The following is a 16,212-nucleotide window of genomic DNA, read 5'->3' as shown; positions in this document are numbered from 1 at the left end:
ACATACGCCGATGGGGCGCCCCCGACAAAGGGGGCGCCCCATCGGCGTACCGTCACCGTCCAAGGCGCATCCGCCTCGGCCGCATGCGACTCAGCGGTGTCCGCCGCCGTGCCCGTTGCCGCCGCCGAGGACGCCCGGCGGGAGGGAGATGCCGGGGAAGGGGTTCTTGTTGCCGTTGCTGCCCGGGCTTCCGTCGCCCTGGCCGGGGTCCTCGTCCGGGTCCCCGTCCCCGTCCCGGCCCCTGTCCCTGTCCGGGTCGGGGATGTCGATCAGGTTGAAGTCGGGGGACGGCTTGCCGGAGAGGGCGCCGACCATGGCGTCCCGCCAGATCGGACCCGGGGTGTCGGCGCCGTAGACCTTGGCGTGGTACTGGCCCCCGATGGGGATGTTCACCATCGGGACGTTCTGCAGGGCGCTGCCGACCCAGACCGCGCCGGACAGGTTCGGCGTGTACCCCACGAACCAGGCGTTCTTACGGCTGTCGGTCGTACCGGTCTTGCCCGCGTTGTCCCGGTCGGTCAGGCCGGCCTCCTTGCCCGTACCGGAGTCGATCACGCCGCTCAGCAGGGTGTTGATGGCGTCGGCGGTCTTCGTGGTCATCGCGCGCGAGCACGACGACTTCGGCACCGGCAGCGACTTGTCGCCGGGGGCCGTGATCGACTCGATGGCGACCGGCGTGCAGTACGTGCCGCGGTTGGCGAAGGCGGCGTACGCGCTCGCCATGGTCAGCGGCGAGATGCCCTTGGAACCGAGGACGATGGCCGGGACCTCGGGGAGCTTGTCGCCGTTGCCCTGGACGACGCCGAGCTTGTCGGCCATGTCCATCACGGGGCACATGCCGGTGTCGCCGATCATCTGCACGAAGTAGGTGTTGATGGACTTCGCCATCGCCTCCTCCAGCGCGTACGGACCGCGCTCCGACTCGTTCTCGTTCTCCACGGTGAAGCCGCCGTTGTTCACCCACGGCTTGCCGCTGCACGTCTGGACGGACTTCGGATACGGCATCCGGTACGGCGCCGGATACGACTTCGTCACCGGGGTGCCCTGCTCCAGGGCGGCGGCGGCGAGGAACGGCTTGAACGTCGAACCCGTCGGGAAGCCGAAGTTCGACCCGCTCATCTGGCGGTTGACCGAGTAGTTGATCTGCGTCTCGTTCTTGCCGAAGCCGTACGGCTTCGACTGGCCCATGCCGAGGATCTTGCCGGTGCCCGGCTCGACGAACGTGGCCGCCGTCGCGACCTTGTCCGTCTGGTAGACGTGATCCTTGATCGACGCCTGCACCGATTCCTGCGTCTGTGGGTCGAGGGTGGTCTGCACCCTCAGGCCGCCGCGGTTCCAGAGCTTCGCCCGCGCTTCCTTCGTCTTGCCGAAGACGGGGTCGGTGAGGAAGACCTCGCGCACGTAGTCGCAGAAGAAGCCCGCGCCCTTGACCGCCGTGATGCAGCCGTTCTGCGGCCTGCTGATCTTCAGGCCGAGCGGCTTCTCCTTGGCGCGGTCCGCCTCGTCCTGGGAGATGTCGTGCGTCTCGGCCATCCGCTGGAGCACGACGTTCCGTCGCTTGGTGGCCTCTTCCTCGTCGTTGACGGGGTCGTAGCGGCTCGGGGACTGGACGATGCCGGCCAGCATCGCCGACTCCTCCATCGTCAGGTTCTTCGCCGACTTGGAGAAGTACCGCTGCGAGGCCGCCTCGACGCCGTACGCCTGCTCACCGAAGTACGTGATGTTCAGGTAGTTGGCGAGGATGCGCTTCTTGCCGAGCTTGTCCTCGAGCTGGATGGCGTACTTCAGTTCGCGGACCTTGCGGCCGATCGTCTGCTGGGTGGCCTGGGCGAGCTTCGTCGGGTCGTCGCCGGCCTCCTCCATGAAGACGTTCTTCACGTACTGCTGGGTGAGCGTGGACGCGCCCTGCGCGACACCGCCGCTCTGCGCGTTCTCGTTGATCGCGCGCAGGATGCCCTTCAGGTCGACGGCGCCGTGCTCGTAGAACCGCGAGTCCTCGATCGCGACGAGCGCCTTCTGCATGTACGGCGAGATGTTCTTGAGGGGCACCACTGTGCGGTCGCGCGAGTAGACCGTCGCGATCGCGCCGCCCTTGTTGTCCAGGATCGTGGTGCGCTGACTGAGCGGCGGCTGCTTGAGATTGGCCGGGATCTCGTCGAAACCCTCGACCGAGCCCTTCGCCGCGAGGCCGAGCGCGCCTGCTGCGGGCAGCGCGATTCCGGCGAGGACGGCTCCCGCTAGGACACTGACACCAAGGAACTTGGCGGCCTGCTGGGTCGGTGACAGTCCACCGCCCGAGCGCTTCTTTCCCATGAGGGCAGCCTACGTTCTGATTCTCCGGACAGGCGTATATGCCTTGGCCTAAGCTGCACTCAACTGTCACAGCAGTGCGGTCACGTATCAAGACGTCCGGCGAACCCGAATCGTTCCGGTAGTCATCTCACCACTCCGCCGCGGTCCTTCCATGGTCGGTGTGGGCGTGTCCGAAACCGCCTTGAGTGTCACCCGGTGTCCGCTGTGACTCAACTGGAACACCCTGGTTTGCCGGGTTTGTCGCGCATGCCCTCGGCTCACTCCGTCGGGTGATCTGCCGCTTACGCATAGTCCGTTCGGGCCATTCAAGATTGGGCCCGAAGGGGGTGTTGCGCTGTGCCCACCTTCCGTAACGTCCTCAACTGGCGGCGGTGAATATGCCGCTGCCGCCGTGGGGGAGCCTCGATTCGGGAGAGGACGGCGCCGGTATGGGCTGGGTAACCGACTGGAGTGCGCAGGCGGCCTGCCGCACTACCGATCCAGATGAACTGTTCGTTCAAGGAGCAGCGCAGAACCGGGCGAAGGCGGTGTGCACCGGATGCCCGGTGCGGACCGAGTGCCTGGCCGACGCGCTGGACAACCGCGTCGAGTTCGGCGTGTGGGGTGGCATGACTGAGCGGGAACGCCGCGCACTTCTGCGCCGGCGTCCCACCGTCACCTCGTGGCGCCGGCTGCTCGAGACGGCTCGTACGGAGTACGAGCGCGGTGCGGGCCTGCTGCCCGTGGACATGGATGACGACGAGACGTACGAGAGGTACGCCGCCGTGGGGTGAGGGGGCCGAGCTCCCTCGAGGACGCCCGAGGGGTGCGAGCCGTGTGATGGCCCGCACCTCGGGAGACGTCCGAACGGCTCACGCAGCTCCGGCCGGGTCCGCACCGGCCGCGAGCCGGTCCCCGATGCTCCTGAGGCCTGCCAGGTCGTGCACATCTCCGGGCAGGGCGCCGACTTCGGTGACCGCCACCTCCGGGTGGAGCGCCGCGAAGCGGTCGCGTGTGCGCTGCTCGCGTGCCAGCAGCTGCATGCGTTCCGCGTGCAATCGCAGCAGCCCTGCCGTGAGTTGGTCCGTGGCCGTTCGATCGGTGGTCGCCTGGTCTGCGGGTGCGTCGTCAGTGGTCGCACCGGCAGGCATGTCTGTGGCCTGCGAGTCGGGTGCGGGTTTCGTTGCGGGTGCGTTGTGTGGGGTTTTGTCCGGCGTCTGGGCATGCTCGTCGGGCGTGTCCCTTACTGAGGCGGGGGAGCCTGCTTCGGGAGAGGTACGCAGCTCTACATTCCCGCCCCCCTGATCCACAATGCCGCGCTCGTCAAGATTTTCTGCGGCGGCGAGCGCACGTTCGGCCGACAGCTGCGCGGCACCGCTGCCATGCACCCGGTTCAGTACGAGCCCGGCCAACGGCATGTCCTCCGCGGCGAGGCGCTCCACGAAGTACGCCGCCTCGCGCAGCGCGTCCCGCTCCGGCGCCGCCACCACCAGGAACGCCGTACCGGGGGCCTGGAGCAGCTTGTAGGTCGCGTCGGCGCGTGTGCGGAAGCCGCCGAACATCGTGTCCATCGCCGCCACGAATGTCTGTACGTCACGCAGGAGTTGGCCGCCCAGCAGCTTCCCGAGCGCGCCCGTCATCATCGACATCCCGACGTTCAGGAACTTCATGCCGGCCCGGCCGCCGACCTTCGCCGGCGCCATCAGGACCCGGATCAGCTTGCCGTCCAGGAACGAGCCGAGACGTTTCGGCGCGTCCAGGAAGTCGAGCGCCGAGCGGGACGGAGGCGTGTCGACGACGATCAGGTCCCACTCGTCCTGGGCCCGCAGCTGGCCCAGCTTCTCCATCGCCATGTACTCCTGCGTGCCCGCGAAGCCCGCCGAGAGCGACTGGTAGAAGGGATTGCCCAGAATCGCCTCGGCCCGCTGGCCGTCCGCGTGCGCCTCGACGATCTCGTCGAACGTCCGCTTCATGTCGAGCATCATCGCGTGCAGTTCGCCGCCCGCCGTGTCGTCGATGCCCTTCACGCGGCGCGGTGTGTTGTCCAGCGAGTCGATGCCCATCGACTGGGCCAGCCTGCGGGCCGGGTCGATCGTCAGCACGACCACCTTGCGGCCGCGCTCCGCGGCGCGCAGGCCGAGCGCCGCCGCCGTCGTCGTCTTGCCGACGCCGCCGGAGCCGCAGCACACCACGATGCGCGTCCTGGGGTCGTCGATGAGTGGGTCCACGTCGAGTACGTGGGTGTCTGTCGCGTTCAGGCTCAGGGACGACGTCATGTGTCTCTAGATCCCTTGCTTCCGCAGTTCCGTGGCCAGCCGGTACAGGCCCGCCAGGTCCATCCCCTCGGTCAGCAGCGGCAGTTCGTGCAGGGGCAGGCCGGAATCTGCCAGCACCGCGCGCTGGCTGCGCTCCAGCTCGTGCCGTTCCGCGTACTCCGCAGCCTGGTCGAGGAGAGGGGTCACCAGTCGTTCGGCGTTGCCGCCTCTGCGGGCGCCGCCCAGGCCCGCCGCGGACAGGGACTTGGCGACGGCCGTCCGGGGCACGCCGCCCTGCGCCAGCGCCAGTTCGGCCTCGTCGAGGACTGCCGGGCGCACCATGTTCACGATGAGCCGGCCCACGGGGAGGTTCGCGGCCTGCAGCTCCGCGATGCCGTCCGACGTCTCCTGGACCGGCATCTCCTCCAGCAAGGTCACCAAGTGCACTGCCGTCTCAGGCGACTTGAGGACCCGCATGACCGCCTGCGCCTGGTTGTGTATCGGGCCGATCTTGGCCAGGCCCGCGACCTCGTCGTTCACGTTCAGGAACCGCGTGATGCGGCCCGTCGGCGGGGCGTCCATCACCACATAGTCGTAGGTGTACTTGTTCTGCTTCGTCTTGCGGCGCACCGCCTCGCAGGCCTTGCCCGTCAGGAGTACGTCCCTCAGGCCCGGCGCCACCGTTGTCGCGAAGTCGATCGCGCCCAGCTTTTTGAGCGCCCTGCCCGCGCCACCCAGCTTGTAGAACATCTGGAGGTAGTCCAGCAGCGCCAGCTCCGGGTCGATGGCGAGTGCGAACACCTCGCCGCCCCCCGGGGCTACCGCGATCTTCCGTTCCTCGTACGGCAGCGCTTCCGTCTCGAAGAGCTGTGCGATGCCCTGACGTCCTTCCACCTCCACCAGGAGAGTGCGCTTGCCCTCGGTGGCGAGGGCGAGCGCCAGTGCGGCGGCGACCGTGGTCTTTCCGGTACCGCCCTTGCCGCTGACGACCTGGAGCCTGCTCACGTCTTCGAGCCTAACCAGTCCGCGCGCGGGCTACGCAGGAGGCTGTCGGTCATCGCCGGTCCAGCGGCTACAGTCGGCCGTATGACCAAGTGGGAATACGCGACCGTGCCCCTTCTCGTGCACGCGACCAAGCAGATTCTGGACACCTGGGGCGAGGACGGCTGGGAGCTCGTCCAGGTCGTGCCCGGGCCGAACAACCCCGAGCAGCTCGTGGCCTACCTGAAGCGGGAGAAGGTATGAGCGGGGTCGTCGACGCGCGCCTCGCCGAGCTCGGGCTGACCCTGCCCGAGGTCGTGCCGCCGCTCGCCTCTTACCAGCCGGCCGTGCAGTCCGGTGTGTACGTGTACACGGCTGGCCAGCTGCCGATGGTGGACGGGAAGCTTCCGCTCACCGGGAAGGTGGGGGCCGAGGTCACCGCCGAGCAGGCCAAGGAGCTGGCCCGTACGTGTGCGCTGAACGCGCTCGCCGCGGTGAAGTCCGTTGCCGGCGATCTCGATCGAGTCGCCCGTGTTGTGAAGGTCGTCGGGTTTGTTGCCTCCGCGCCCGACTTCACCGGGCAGCCGGGTGTGGTGAACGGGGCCAGTGAGCTCTTCGCCGAGGTTCTCGGTGAGAAGGGTGTGCACGCTCGGTCCGCCGTGGGTGTGGCCGTTCTTCCGCTGGACGCGCCTGTTGAGGTCGAGGTTCAGGTGGAGCTCGTCTCGGCCTGAGTGGTTCGCTCCGCCGAGGTTCGCTCCGCCGAGGTTCGGGGTTCGAGGTTCGGGGTTTCGAGGCTTCAGGGTTCGGCCGAGGTCGGGGTCGCGGCGGTTGAGGTCCTGGGGTCGGCTCCGGGGCCGTTCTGGTGCGCTCCGTCCAAGTGAGGGCGGGGCCGCGCCGGGATGTACGTGCTCGCTGTTCTACGGCCTTACGCTGCCCAGCGAATCGCCCGCATGTGGTGCTGGTGGCTCCGCGCGCACATCCCGCCACGGCCCCTCTCGTCTCGTACGCGGCTGCCCGTCGGTGGGTGGTCTGCCGGTCTCTCTCGGTTCGTGCGTGGGTGCGGGGCGGTGGGTGGTCTGCCGGTCTCTCTCGGTTCGTGTGCCGCTGCCCGTCGGTGGGTGGGTCGTGGGTCCGGCTGTCTTGTGTTCGGTTGCGGGGCGGTGGGGTTCTTCGGGGCTCTGGCGTACTTGATCGTCTGTGGCTCTCGAACATCCGCTTGGTAGCGGATAGCCTCCGGCCATGGCGAATGGGCAGTGGTATCCACCGGAGTGGCCCGAGCGGATTCGTGCGCTCGCGGCGGGTGAGCTGGCGGCCGCCGTGCCGCGGCGGGCCGCGACCGTCATGCTTCTGCGGGACGCGGTCGCCGGTCCCGAAGTGCATATGCTGCGTCGACGCGCCTCCATGGCTTTCGCCGGGGGCGCGTACGCGTATCCGGGCGGGGGTGTGGATCCCCGTGACGACGAGTCGGTCGTGCGGTGGGGCGGACCCTCGCGTGCGGCGTGGGCGGCGCGGCTCGGCGTGGACGAGAAGTCGGCGCAGGCGATCGTGTGTGCCGCCGTGCGGGAGACCTACGAGGAGGCGGGCGTGCTGCTCGCCGGGCCCGATGCGTCGTCCGTGGTGGGGGACACGACCGGGGAGTCCTGGGAGGCCGACCGGGAGGCGCTCGTCCGGCGGGAGTTGTCGTTCGGGGAGTTCCTCGGGCGGCGCGAGCTGGTTCTGCGGTCCGATCTGCTGGGCGCCTGGGCGCGGTGGATCACGCCCGAGTTCGAGCCCCGGCGGTACGACACCTGGTTCTTCGTCGCCGCCCTGCCCGAGGGGCAGCGCACCCGTAACGCCTCCACCGAAGCCGATCGGACCGTGTGGATCCGGCCCGAACAGGCTGCCGAGGGGTACGACAAGGGCGAGCTCATGATGATGCCGCCCACGATCGCGACGCTGCGGGCGCTGACCGGTTTCGACAGCGCCGAGGGTGCCCTTGCGGGGGCCGCGGCGCAGGATCTCTCCCCTGTGCTCGCTCAGGCCCGGCTGGAGGGTGGGGAGATTGTTCTGTCCTGGCCCGGTCATGATGAGTTCACCAAGCACATTCCGACCGCGTCCGGGGGAACCTCCGCATGACCGAAGCCGCAGCCCTTCCCGGACAGCCCCGCGGCGGGGCGCTGTCGGGGCCCGCCACCGCGCGCGCGGTCAACGTGCTGGCTCCGAACGCCTCCGCGATGACCCTGGACGGGACCAACACGTGGATCGTTTCCGAGCCTGATTCCGAGCTTGCCGTGGTGATCGATCCCGGGCCGCTCGACGACGCGCATCTGGAGCATGTGGTCGCGGTCGCCGAGGCTGCCGGCAAGCGCGTCGCCCTGACGCTCCTCACGCATGGGCATCCCGATCACGCCGAGGGTGCCGGCAGGTTCGCCGAGCTGACCCGGACCGACGTGCGGGCTCTCGATCCTGATCTGCGTCTTGGGGACGAGGGGTTGGCGGGCGGGGATGTGGTGACTGTCGGCGGGCTTGAGCTGCGTGTTGTCGCGGCTCCTGGGCATACCGCTGATTCGCTCTGTTTCCATCTGCCTGCCGACCGGGCCGTGCTGACCGGTGACACCGTGCTCGGGCGCGGGACCACCGTCGTCGCCCATCCCGACGGGCGGCTCGGGGACTATCTCGACTCGCTGCGGCGGCTGCGGTCCCTCACCGTCGACGACGGGGTCCACACGGTGCTGCCAGGGCACGGGCCCGTACTCGAAGACGCCCAGGGCGCCGTCGAGTTCTACCTCGCCCACCGCGCCAACCGGCTCGCCCAGGTCGAGACCGCCGTCGAGAGCGGTTATGTCTCGGCGTCGGAGATCGTCGCCCATGTGTACGCGGCTGTGGACCGGTCCCTGTGGCCGGCCGCCGAGTTGTCCGTTCTGGCTCAGCTCGATTACCTGAAGGAGCACGGGCTGATCTAGAGGGCCGCCCGGGTCAGGGACTTCAGACGGTCCTCGTCCGAGAGGATGTTCAGTTCCGTGATCTTGGCGCCTGTGATCGTGAACGACATCAGCGATGCCGGGCGGCCCTCCGGCAGGGCGAGCAGGCCGATCGCGCCGTTCACCAGCACGACGCGTACGTGCGGTGCCATGTGCTGGAACGTGATCGCCCCGGACGCCACCGTGTGAGCGCCTCGGACCAGGCGCGAGAGACCCGTCGCGCCGGCGTCCGCCCGCAGCAGCACGTCCGGGTCCAGGACCGCGACCAGGCGTTCGAAGTCGCCCTCGCGGGCCGCCGAGAGGAATGCCTCCACGATCTCGCGCTGCCGTACGGGATCCGTCTCCGGCGGCGGCGCTCCCTGCACGCGGCGGCGCGCGCGGCTCGCCAGCTGCCGGGTCGCCGCCGGCGTGCGCTCCACGATCGGCGCGATGTCGTCGAACGGCACCGCGAACAGGTCGTGCAGCACGAACGCCAGCCGCTCCACCGGCGCCAGCGAGTCCAGGACCACGAGCAGCGCCAGGCCCACCGAATCGGCCTGCAGCGCCTGTTGTTCGGGATCCGGGGTGTCCAGGCTCGTGACCAGGGGGTCGGGTACGTGTGTCTCCAGGGGCTCCTCGCCCCTCGCCTTGCGCGAGCGCAGCAGGTCCAGGCAGATCCGGCCGGTGACGGTGGTGAGCCAGCCGCCCAGGTTCTCGACGGCCGAGATGTCGGACCGCTGGAGCCGCAGCCACGTCTCCTGGACGGCGTCCTCCGCCTCGCTGAGCGAACCGAGCATCCGGTAGGCCACGGCACGCAGGTGCCCCCGTGACTCCTCGAACCGCTCGGCCAGGGTGTCCGTCGACGCTGAGCTCATCGGTGTCCTGCTTCCCGGGTCATGGGCGGGGGGCTTTCACTCCGTGCACGGCTTCGTATTCTGCCGCCAGCCACGGGCCCAGGTCTTCGGTGTACGCCCTGAGGGTGTGCGGTGCGCCCATCGGTTCGTACGCCGCCCGCGCGGCCCGTCGCATCGCGTCCGCCCGCTGCGGGTAGTACGTGCCGAACACCTCGGCCATCTGCGTCAGATCGCTGGTCCAGCCGTTCCAGCGGGGCATCACGAGCGTGAAACCGGTGCGGACGAGGTGACGGGAGATCAGGCGGTCCAGGGTGCGTGGGTCGTCGCCTCGAGCGATGCGTTCGCGCCAGCGCGCCAGGAACAGGCGCAGGTCGCCGTTGGTCTCCCGGGCCAGGAGGGAGTCGGGGCGGTAGCGCGGCAGGTACGCGGCCAGGTCCTCGCCCAGGAGAGGCGTGCAGAGGCAGGCCACGAACCAGCCGAGGTCGTGCCGTTCGAGGTCGCTGAGGACCTGGGTTCGGCTGAGGACGATCAGACCCACGCCGTCGATCTGGTCGAAGTCTTCGTCCAGCACGTTGCCCAGGGCTCTGGCTTCCGCCCTGTCCTCGTCCGTCGGCTCGTCGCGCAGCGCGAGGAGGAGGTCGAGGTCGCTGCGGCCGGGGCGGGCCGTGCCCCGCGGCACGGAGCCGTAGAGATACGCGCTCGTCATCCGCGGTCCGAAGGCGGCGAGCAGGCTGTCGCGCGCCGCGGACACCACGGGGCGGAAGTCGGACTGGATCCGGCTCAGGGAGCCTTCGCGCTCGATGAATCCGCGGTCGTCGAGGCCGCGGGTGGTGGTCGCCATGGGTCCACTGTGCCGGTTCGGGCGGCCCTGGTCCCGGTATTTTTCGCGGCGGTGAACGGGTGATCCCGCCTCCCCGGAGGGAGACGGGACCCGGTGTACGAAGGTGTCAGCGCGAGCGCTTGGCGAGGCGCTCGACGTCGAGGAGGATCACGGCGCGGGCCTCCAGGCGGAGCCAGCCGCGGCCCGCGAAGTCCGCGAGCGCCTTGTTCACCGTCTCGCGGGAGGCGCCGACCAGCTGGGCCAGCTCCTCCTGCGTCAGGTCGTGCACGACGTGGATGCCCTCCTCCGACTGCACGCCGAAGCGGCGGGAGAGGTCCAGGAGCGCGCGGGCCACGCGGCCCGGCACGTCCGAGAAGACCAGGTCGGACATCTGGTCGTTGGTCTTGCGCAGGCGCCGGGCGACGGCGCGCAGCAGAGCGGAGGCCACCTCGGGGCGGGCGTTCAGCCAGGGCAGGAGGTCGCCGTGGCCCAGGCCGAGGAGCTTGACCTCGGTGAGCGCGGAGGCGGTCGCCGTGCGCGGGCCCGGGTCGAACAGCGAGAGCTCGCCGATCAGCTCGCCGGGGCCGAGCACCGCGAGCATGTTCTCGCGGCCGTCGGGGGAGGTGCGGTGGAGCTTCACCTTGCCCTCGGTGACCACGTACAGGCGGTCTCCGGGGTCGCCCTCGTGGAAGAGGGCGTCGCCGCGCGCGAGGGTCACCTCACTCATGGAGGCGCGGAGCTCCGCGGCCTGCTCATCATCGAGCGCCGCAAAAAGCGGGGCGCGCCGCAGAACGTCGTCCACGAGTTTCTCTCCTATGTCGACCTGCATCCGGGGACCGTGTTCCCGCTCCCCATTTTGCCGGACGGTCCAAACGGTGTGATCAGTCACTCAGGCACAAGTCTGCCGCACGGGCGCCGCAAGCTGTGGGGGAGGGGGCCAATCGAGGACTGATCTGCGGGGTCCACGGCGGATGTCAGCGGCTGCCTTTAGGCTGGCCGAGTGTCCAAAACGCCGGTGAGAGCACAGGCCAAGGGGGCTGGGACGGTGACCGCAGGACGTAATTCCGCTGTGGGCGAACAGGCCTCGGCTGCGCCCAAGAAAGCGGCAAAAGGGGTAAAAGGGACTCGTGGTGCCGGCGGTCCTGCGGTCTCCGCGGGGAAGGGTGCTGGTGGTGCCGGGGGTGCCGCGGGCTCCGGTGGTGCCGCAGGTTCCGGAGGGAAGCGTGCTGCCGCGAAGAAGACCGGCGCCGCGAAGCCGGTGAAGAAGGCCGTCGCCGCCGAGCCCGCGAAGAAGGCCGCCGCGGCCAAGTCGGTGAAGAAGAAGGCCGCTGCCGCGAAGCCGGTCAAGTCCGTGACGAAGGCGGCCGCCGCGAAGTCGGCCAAGTCCGTGACGAAGGCCGCCGCCGAGCCCGAGTCCCGTACCGCCCTCGTCCGGCGCGCCCGGCGCATCAACCGTGAGCTCGCCGAGGTGTATCCGTACGCCCACCCGGAGCTGGACTTCGAGAACCCCTTCCAGTTGCTCGTCGCCACGGTGCTGTCCGCCCAGACCACCGATCTGCGGGTCAATCAGACGACGCCCGCCCTCTTCGCCAGGTACCCGACCCCGGAGGACCTCGCGGCCGCGAACCCCGAGGAGGTCGAGGAGCTGATCAGGCCCACCGGGTTCTTCCGCGCCAAGACGAAGTCGATCATGGGGCTCGCGGCAGCCCTGCGGGACGAGTTCGCAGGCGAGGTCCCCGGGCGTCTCGAAGACCTCGTCAAGCTGCCGGGCGTCGGCCGCAAGACCGCCTTCGTCGTGATGGGCAACGCCTTCGGGCGGCCCGGGATCACCGTGGACACGCACTTCGGGCGGCTCGTGCGGCGCTGGAAGTGGACGGAAGAGACCGACCCGGACAAGGTCGAGAAGGCCGTCGGCGAGCTCTTCCCGAAGAGCGACTGGACGATGCTCTCGCATCGCGTGATCTTCCACGGCCGCCGGATCTGCCACGCCCGCAAGCCCGCTTGCGGTGCTTGCCCGATCGCCCCGCTCTGCCCGGCGTACGGGGAGGGCGAGACCGACCCGGAGAAGGCGAAGAAGCTCCTGAAGTACGAGAAGGGCGGCTTCCCCGGCCAGCGACTGAAGCCCCCGCAGTCCTACCTGGACGCCGGAGGTATCCCGGCGCCCCCGCTCGGTGCCACCGCGCCGCCCGCCACGGGGGAGTGACGCATCGCGGAACGAACGGCGGGGACACAGGCGTTGTGTTCAGTTGGACGGGGGTGCCTATGACACATGCACACAGTGAGACGCACGAGGAGCGGGTGACGAAGTACGAGCCAGTGCGGCTGAGCCGGGAAGGGCTGCCCGAGTGGCTCGACCCGGTAGTGAAGGCCGCGGACACGGTCGAGCCGCTCCAGATGAGCCGCTTCCTGCCGCCCGAGAGCGGAGCCGGACGGCAGTCCGCCGTCCTCATCCTCTTCGGGCAGGGCGAGCGTGGCCCGGAGCTGCTGCTCATGGAGCGGGCCACATCGCTGCGCTCGCACGCGGGCCAGCCGTCCTTCCCGGGCGGCGCCCTCGACCCGGAGGACGGCGATCCGCGTACGGACGGGCCGCTGCGCGCCGCCCTGCGCGAGGCGGAGGAAGAGACCGGGCTCGATCCGCGCGGCGTCCAGCTCTTCGGCGTCCTGCCGAAGTTGTACATCCCGGTGAGCAGCTTCGTGGTGACGCCGGTCCTCGGCTGGTGGCACACACCGACGCCGGTGCAGGCGGTCGACCTGGCGGAGACGGCCCGCGTCTTCACGGTGCCCGTGGCGGATCTCACGGATCCGCGCCACCGCGCGACGGCGGTCCACCCGAGAGGCCACCAGGGCCCGGCGTTCCTCGTCGAATCGGCCCTGGTCTGGGGCTTTACGGCCGGAGTGATCGACCGGATCCTGCACTACGCGGGCTGGGAGCGCCCCTGGGACCGCAGTAAGCAGGTCCCACTCGACTGGCGGTCATGACAGGGTGGCCCACGTGAATGTGCTGGACATCCTGCTGCTCGTAGCCGCCGTGTGGTTCGCGATCGTGGGCTACCGCCAGGGCTTCGTCGTCGGCATCCTGTCGGTGATCGGCTTCCTGGGAGGCGGTCTCGTCGCGGTCTACGTCCTGCCCGCCATCTGGAGCGCGGTGACGGACGGGGCCAAGGTGAGTACGACGGCGGCCGTCGTCGCCGTCATCGTGGTCATCGTCTGCGCCTCCGTGGGGCAGGCGTTCACCACGCACCTGGGGAACAAGCTGCGCCGGTACATCACCTGGTCGCCGGCCCGAGCTCTGGACGCCACGGGCGGCGCCGTGGTGAACGTGGTGGCGATGCTTCTGGTCGCCTGGCTCATCGGGTCGGCCCTGGCCGGCACGACGCTGCCCACGCTCGGCAAGGAGGTGCGCAACTCCAAGGTCCTGCTCGGCGTGTCCAGAGCCCTGCCCACGCAGGCGAACTCCTGGTTCGCGGACTTCTCCTCGGCGCTCGCGCAGAACGGCTTCCCGCAGGTCTTCACCCCGTTCTCGAACGAGCCGATCACCGAGGTCCAGCCCCCCGACCCGAGGCTGGCGAACAGTCCGGTCGTGCAGACGGCCAAGCGCTCCATCGTCAAGGTGACCGGCCAGGCCCCGAGTTGCGGCAAGGTCCTCGAAGGCTCGGGCTTCGTATTCGCCGACCGCCGCGTCATGACGAACGCACACGTGGTCGGCGGCGTGGACGAGCCGAACGTGCAGATCGGCGGCGAGGGCCGGATGTACGCGGCGAAGGTCGTCCTCTACGACTGGAAGCGCGACATCGCCGTACTCGACGTGCCGACGCTGAAGGCGCCCCCGCTCCAGTTCACGTCCACGGACGCCGAGCGCGGCAACAGCGCGATCGTCGCCGGCTTCCCGGAGAACGGCGCGTACGACGTCCGTCCCGCGCGCGTACGCGGCCGCATCACGGCCAACGGCCCGGACATCTACCACCGCGGCACCGTGCGACGCGATGTGTACTCGCTCTACGCGACCGTCCGCCAGGGCAACTCCGGCGGCCCGCTGCTCACGCCCGAAGGCAAGGTGTACGGCGTGGTCTTCGCGAAGTCACTCGACAGCGCCCAGACCGGGTACGCGCTCACCCGCGACGAGATCAGCCCGGACATCGCCCGCGGCCGCACGGCCAACCAGCAGGTGGACAGCGACAGCTGCGCCCTGTGAGGTTCTGGAGGGGGTGCAGGCCCGGCCGGTGACGCGTCAGTCGCGCGTGTGCCGCAGCCGGGCCGAGACCCAGCGGGCCCGACGGCGCAGGATGCGGGGAATGTTGATCCCCGGAGGGGTTCGGTCATGGCCCGATCCCTGCGGGCCACCCCCCGGGTGACGGCTCAGCACCGTGGCTGAGCGGCGGTTGCGTGCTGCGTCACTGTAGTCGTGCGTCCAGCCCATACCCCGACGTGTGCCCGTGCCCCAAGGTCGGTAATCGCGCGCACGCCCCCCAATTGGCCTATGCGCCAGGCAATTGGCAGTTCGAAGGACAGTTGTTCCCGGACATGGCTCGAACGCGTCACCCGATCGTGCGAGGGCGGCCGCGCGGACGTCACCGGTCGGGCTCGGGGTCCTTCAGCCAGCTGACCAGTTCGTTGGAGAACGCGACCGGGTCCTCCTCGTGCGGGAAGTGCCCCAGACCGTCGAACAGCCGCCAGCGGTAAGGAGCTTCGACGTACTCGCCGGAGCCCGCGGCGCTGCGCGTACGCATCACGGGGTCGAGCGAGCCGTGCAGATGCAGCGTCGGAACCCGCACGGGACGCTTCATGCGCCGGTTGAACTGGATGCCGTCCGGACGGGCCATCGACCGCACCATCCACCGGTACGGCTCGACCGAGCAGTGCGCCGTGGACGGGATGCACATGGCGCGCCGGTACACGTCCACGACCTCGTCGTCGGGGAGGCGCGGCCCGGACCAGTCCCGGATCAGCCGGCCGACCAAGGCGCCGTCGTCCGCGACGAGCTGACGCTCCGGCACCCACGGCCGCTGGAAGCCCCAGACGTACGAGCCCGCCGTGGTCTGCTTGACGTCGGACAGCATCGCCGAGCGCCAGCGCCGGGGGTGCGGCATCGAGGAGACCACGAGCCGGCGCACCAGCTTGGGACGCATGACGGCCGCGGTCCACGCGAGGTAGCCGCCCAGGTCGTGCCCCACGAGTGCCGCGTCGGGCTCGCCGAGAGACCGTACGACGCCCGTGATGTCGAGGGCGAGGTTCGCCGGGTCGTAGCCGCGGGGGGTGCGGTCGCTGCCGCCGACGCCGCGCAGGTCCATGGCCACGGCCCGGAACCCGGCGTCGGCGAGGGCCACCATCTGATGCCGCCACGTCCACCAGAACTGGGGGAAGCCGTGCAGGAGCAGGACCAGTGGCCCGTCGCCCATCTCGGCGATATGGAAGCGCGCGCCGTTGGCGGCGACGTCCCGGTGGGTCAGCTCGCCGCCGCCCGGGACGCCGATGCGTACGACCGAGGCGGGATGGGCCGAAGGGGTGGCGGGGTCCGTCATGAAGACGAGCGTGCCACAGCCTCGACCGTGTCGCCGACTCGGTTCGCCGGGGCCACCTGACGGGGGTGCGGTTTGGCGTTCCCCAGTACGCCTGCCGTCTCCTTGACCGAGGCGGCGACCTTCTGCGGACCCTTGCCCTTCTTGGCCTTCTTTGCGAAGACGACGCCGATCAGGGCGAGCAGGGCGGCCACCAGCACGTTCGCCGCGAAGGAGAGCAGGAAGCACCAGCCGAGGTTCCAGCCGCCCTCACCGTTGTGCCCGCCGGTCCAGGCCTGGATCCCGTAGGCGAGCGCGAAGCTCAGCATGGGCAGCGAGAAGAGCAGGACCACGCCGGCCGCCGACAGGGCGCCGCCGCTGACCGCACCCCGCTTCACGTCCTGCTTGAGCTGGGCCTTCGCCAGGGCGATCTCGTCGTGCACCAGCGCGGACATCTCGGTCGTGGCCGTGGCGACCAGCTGGCCGATGCTGCGCTCGGCGCCGACCGGTGTGCCGTCGGGTGCGCTCATCGCGTACTCCCTCGTCTCTTCGCGGGCTTGTGAAGCGGGCTGTGTA

General features: G+C 69.8%; 17 protein-coding genes. 8 read left to right on the top strand and 9 right to left on the bottom strand.

What is annotated here, in order from left to right; genetic code table 11:
• Positions 1-90 precede the first annotated feature (90 nt).
• Positions 91-2,313 carry a transglycosylase domain-containing protein gene (locus OHO83_RS22065; protein ID WP_266672764.1) on the bottom strand — a complete coding sequence of 741 codons (2,223 nt, stop codon included), beginning with the start codon at positions 2,311-2,313 and terminating at the stop codon, positions 91-93.
• Positions 2,314-2,741: 428 nt separating this feature from the next.
• Between OHO83_RS22065 and OHO83_RS22060 the strand changes: the two genes are divergently transcribed.
• Positions 2,742-3,086 (top strand): WhiB family transcriptional regulator, encoded by a 345-nt coding sequence (locus OHO83_RS22060; protein WP_266672766.1) that lies wholly within the window; start codon positions 2,742-2,744, stop codon positions 3,084-3,086.
• Between the two features lie 78 nt (positions 3,087-3,164).
• Here OHO83_RS22060 and OHO83_RS22055 read toward each other — a convergent pair whose 3' ends face one another.
• Both OHO83_RS22055 and OHO83_RS22050 read right to left on the bottom strand, forming a co-directional pair.
• The gene (locus OHO83_RS22055; RefSeq protein ID WP_266672768.1) at positions 3,165-4,568 is read right to left on the bottom strand and encodes an ArsA family ATPase; all 1,404 of its coding nucleotides are present in this window, start codon (positions 4,566-4,568) and stop codon (positions 3,165-3,167) included.
• 6 nt (positions 4,569-4,574) lie between these two features.
• Entirely contained in the window at positions 4,575-5,552 is a 978-nt protein-coding gene (locus tag OHO83_RS22050; protein WP_266672770.1) for an ArsA family ATPase, read from the bottom strand.
• Between the two features lie 81 nt (positions 5,553-5,633).
• Between OHO83_RS22050 and OHO83_RS22045 the strand changes: the two genes are divergently transcribed.
• The 4 genes from OHO83_RS22045 (at position 5,634) to OHO83_RS22030 (ending at position 8,470) form a co-directional block, all read left to right on the top strand.
• Positions 5,634-5,792 carry a DUF4177 domain-containing protein gene (locus OHO83_RS22045; RefSeq protein WP_266672772.1) on the top strand — a complete coding sequence of 53 codons (159 nt, stop codon included), beginning with the start codon at positions 5,634-5,636 and terminating at the stop codon, positions 5,790-5,792.
• Positions 5,789-6,259 carry a RidA family protein gene (locus OHO83_RS22040; protein WP_266561831.1) on the top strand — a complete coding sequence of 157 codons (471 nt, stop codon included), beginning with the start codon at positions 5,789-5,791 and terminating at the stop codon, positions 6,257-6,259. Before OHO83_RS22045 ends, OHO83_RS22040 begins: the two co-directional genes overlap by 4 nt.
• Before the next feature lie 508 nt (positions 6,260-6,767).
• On the top strand, positions 6,768-7,643 hold the full coding sequence (locus tag OHO83_RS22035; protein ID WP_266672775.1) for an NUDIX hydrolase: 876 nt from the start codon (positions 6,768-6,770) through the stop codon (positions 7,641-7,643).
• Positions 7,640-8,470 (top strand): MBL fold metallo-hydrolase, encoded by an 831-nt coding sequence (locus tag OHO83_RS22030; RefSeq protein ID WP_266672777.1) that lies wholly within the window; start codon positions 7,640-7,642, stop codon positions 8,468-8,470. The genes OHO83_RS22035 and OHO83_RS22030 overlap by 4 nt, the downstream gene beginning before the upstream one ends.
• Here the strand turns inward: OHO83_RS22030 and OHO83_RS22025 are convergent.
• From OHO83_RS22025 to OHO83_RS22015, 3 genes are all read right to left on the bottom strand, one after another.
• Complete coding sequence (locus tag OHO83_RS22025; protein WP_266672779.1) at positions 8,467-9,342, bottom strand: sigma-70 family RNA polymerase sigma factor; 876 nt, start codon at positions 9,340-9,342, stop codon at positions 8,467-8,469. The two genes, OHO83_RS22030 and OHO83_RS22025, sit on opposite strands and share 4 nt — an antisense overlap.
• A 19-nt stretch (positions 9,343-9,361) precedes the next feature.
• Entirely contained in the window at positions 9,362-10,162 is an 801-nt protein-coding gene (locus OHO83_RS22020; RefSeq protein ID WP_266672781.1) for a nucleotidyltransferase domain-containing protein, read from the bottom strand.
• A 106-nt stretch (positions 10,163-10,268) separates the two neighbouring features.
• A complete protein-coding gene (locus OHO83_RS22015; protein ID WP_100596519.1) occupies positions 10,269-10,943 on the bottom strand; it encodes a Crp/Fnr family transcriptional regulator in 675 nt (224 codons plus the stop codon).
• 456 nt (positions 10,944-11,399) lie between these two features.
• Between OHO83_RS22015 and nth the strand changes: the two genes are divergently transcribed.
• Genes nth through OHO83_RS22000 form a run of 3 tightly spaced genes read left to right on the top strand, consistent with a single transcriptional unit; the run spans position 11,400 to position 14,333 of the window.
• A complete protein-coding gene (nth, locus tag OHO83_RS22010) occupies positions 11,400-12,344 on the top strand; it encodes an endonuclease III (RefSeq protein ID WP_266672783.1) in 945 nt (314 codons plus the stop codon).
• Between the two features lie 59 nt (positions 12,345-12,403).
• Positions 12,404-13,120, top strand: a complete 717-nt coding sequence (locus OHO83_RS22005) for an NUDIX hydrolase (RefSeq protein ID WP_266672785.1) — start codon at positions 12,404-12,406, stop codon at positions 13,118-13,120.
• A gap of 13 nt (positions 13,121-13,133) precedes the next feature.
• Positions 13,134-14,333, top strand: coding sequence for a MarP family serine protease (locus OHO83_RS22000; protein ID WP_266672787.1), 1,200 nt, complete (start codon positions 13,134-13,136; stop codon positions 14,331-14,333).
• Positions 14,334-14,369: 36 nt separating this feature from the next.
• Here OHO83_RS22000 and OHO83_RS21995 read toward each other — a convergent pair whose 3' ends face one another.
• The 3 genes from OHO83_RS21995 to OHO83_RS21985 all read right to left on the bottom strand — a co-directional run bounded on the left by OHO83_RS21995 (position 14,370) and on the right by OHO83_RS21985 (position 16,166).
• Complete coding sequence (locus tag OHO83_RS21995) at positions 14,370-14,558, bottom strand: hypothetical protein (RefSeq protein ID WP_266672789.1); 189 nt, start codon at positions 14,556-14,558, stop codon at positions 14,370-14,372.
• Between the two features lie 151 nt (positions 14,559-14,709).
• Positions 14,710-15,660, bottom strand: a complete 951-nt coding sequence (locus OHO83_RS21990; RefSeq protein WP_266672791.1) for an alpha/beta fold hydrolase — start codon at positions 15,658-15,660, stop codon at positions 14,710-14,712.
• The gene (locus OHO83_RS21985; protein WP_266672793.1) at positions 15,657-16,166 is read right to left on the bottom strand and encodes a phage holin family protein; all 510 of its coding nucleotides are present in this window, start codon (positions 16,164-16,166) and stop codon (positions 15,657-15,659) included. Before OHO83_RS21985 ends, OHO83_RS21990 begins: the two co-directional genes overlap by 4 nt.
• Positions 16,167-16,212 lie beyond the last annotated feature (46 nt).

The sequence above is a fragment of the Streptomyces sp. NBC_00569 genome, from assembly GCF_036345255.1.
Taxonomy (GTDB): domain Bacteria; phylum Actinomycetota; class Actinomycetes; order Streptomycetales; family Streptomycetaceae; genus Streptomyces.
Note: the sequence above shows the minus strand (reverse complement) of the source record. Positions and strands in the feature narration are given on the sequence as shown.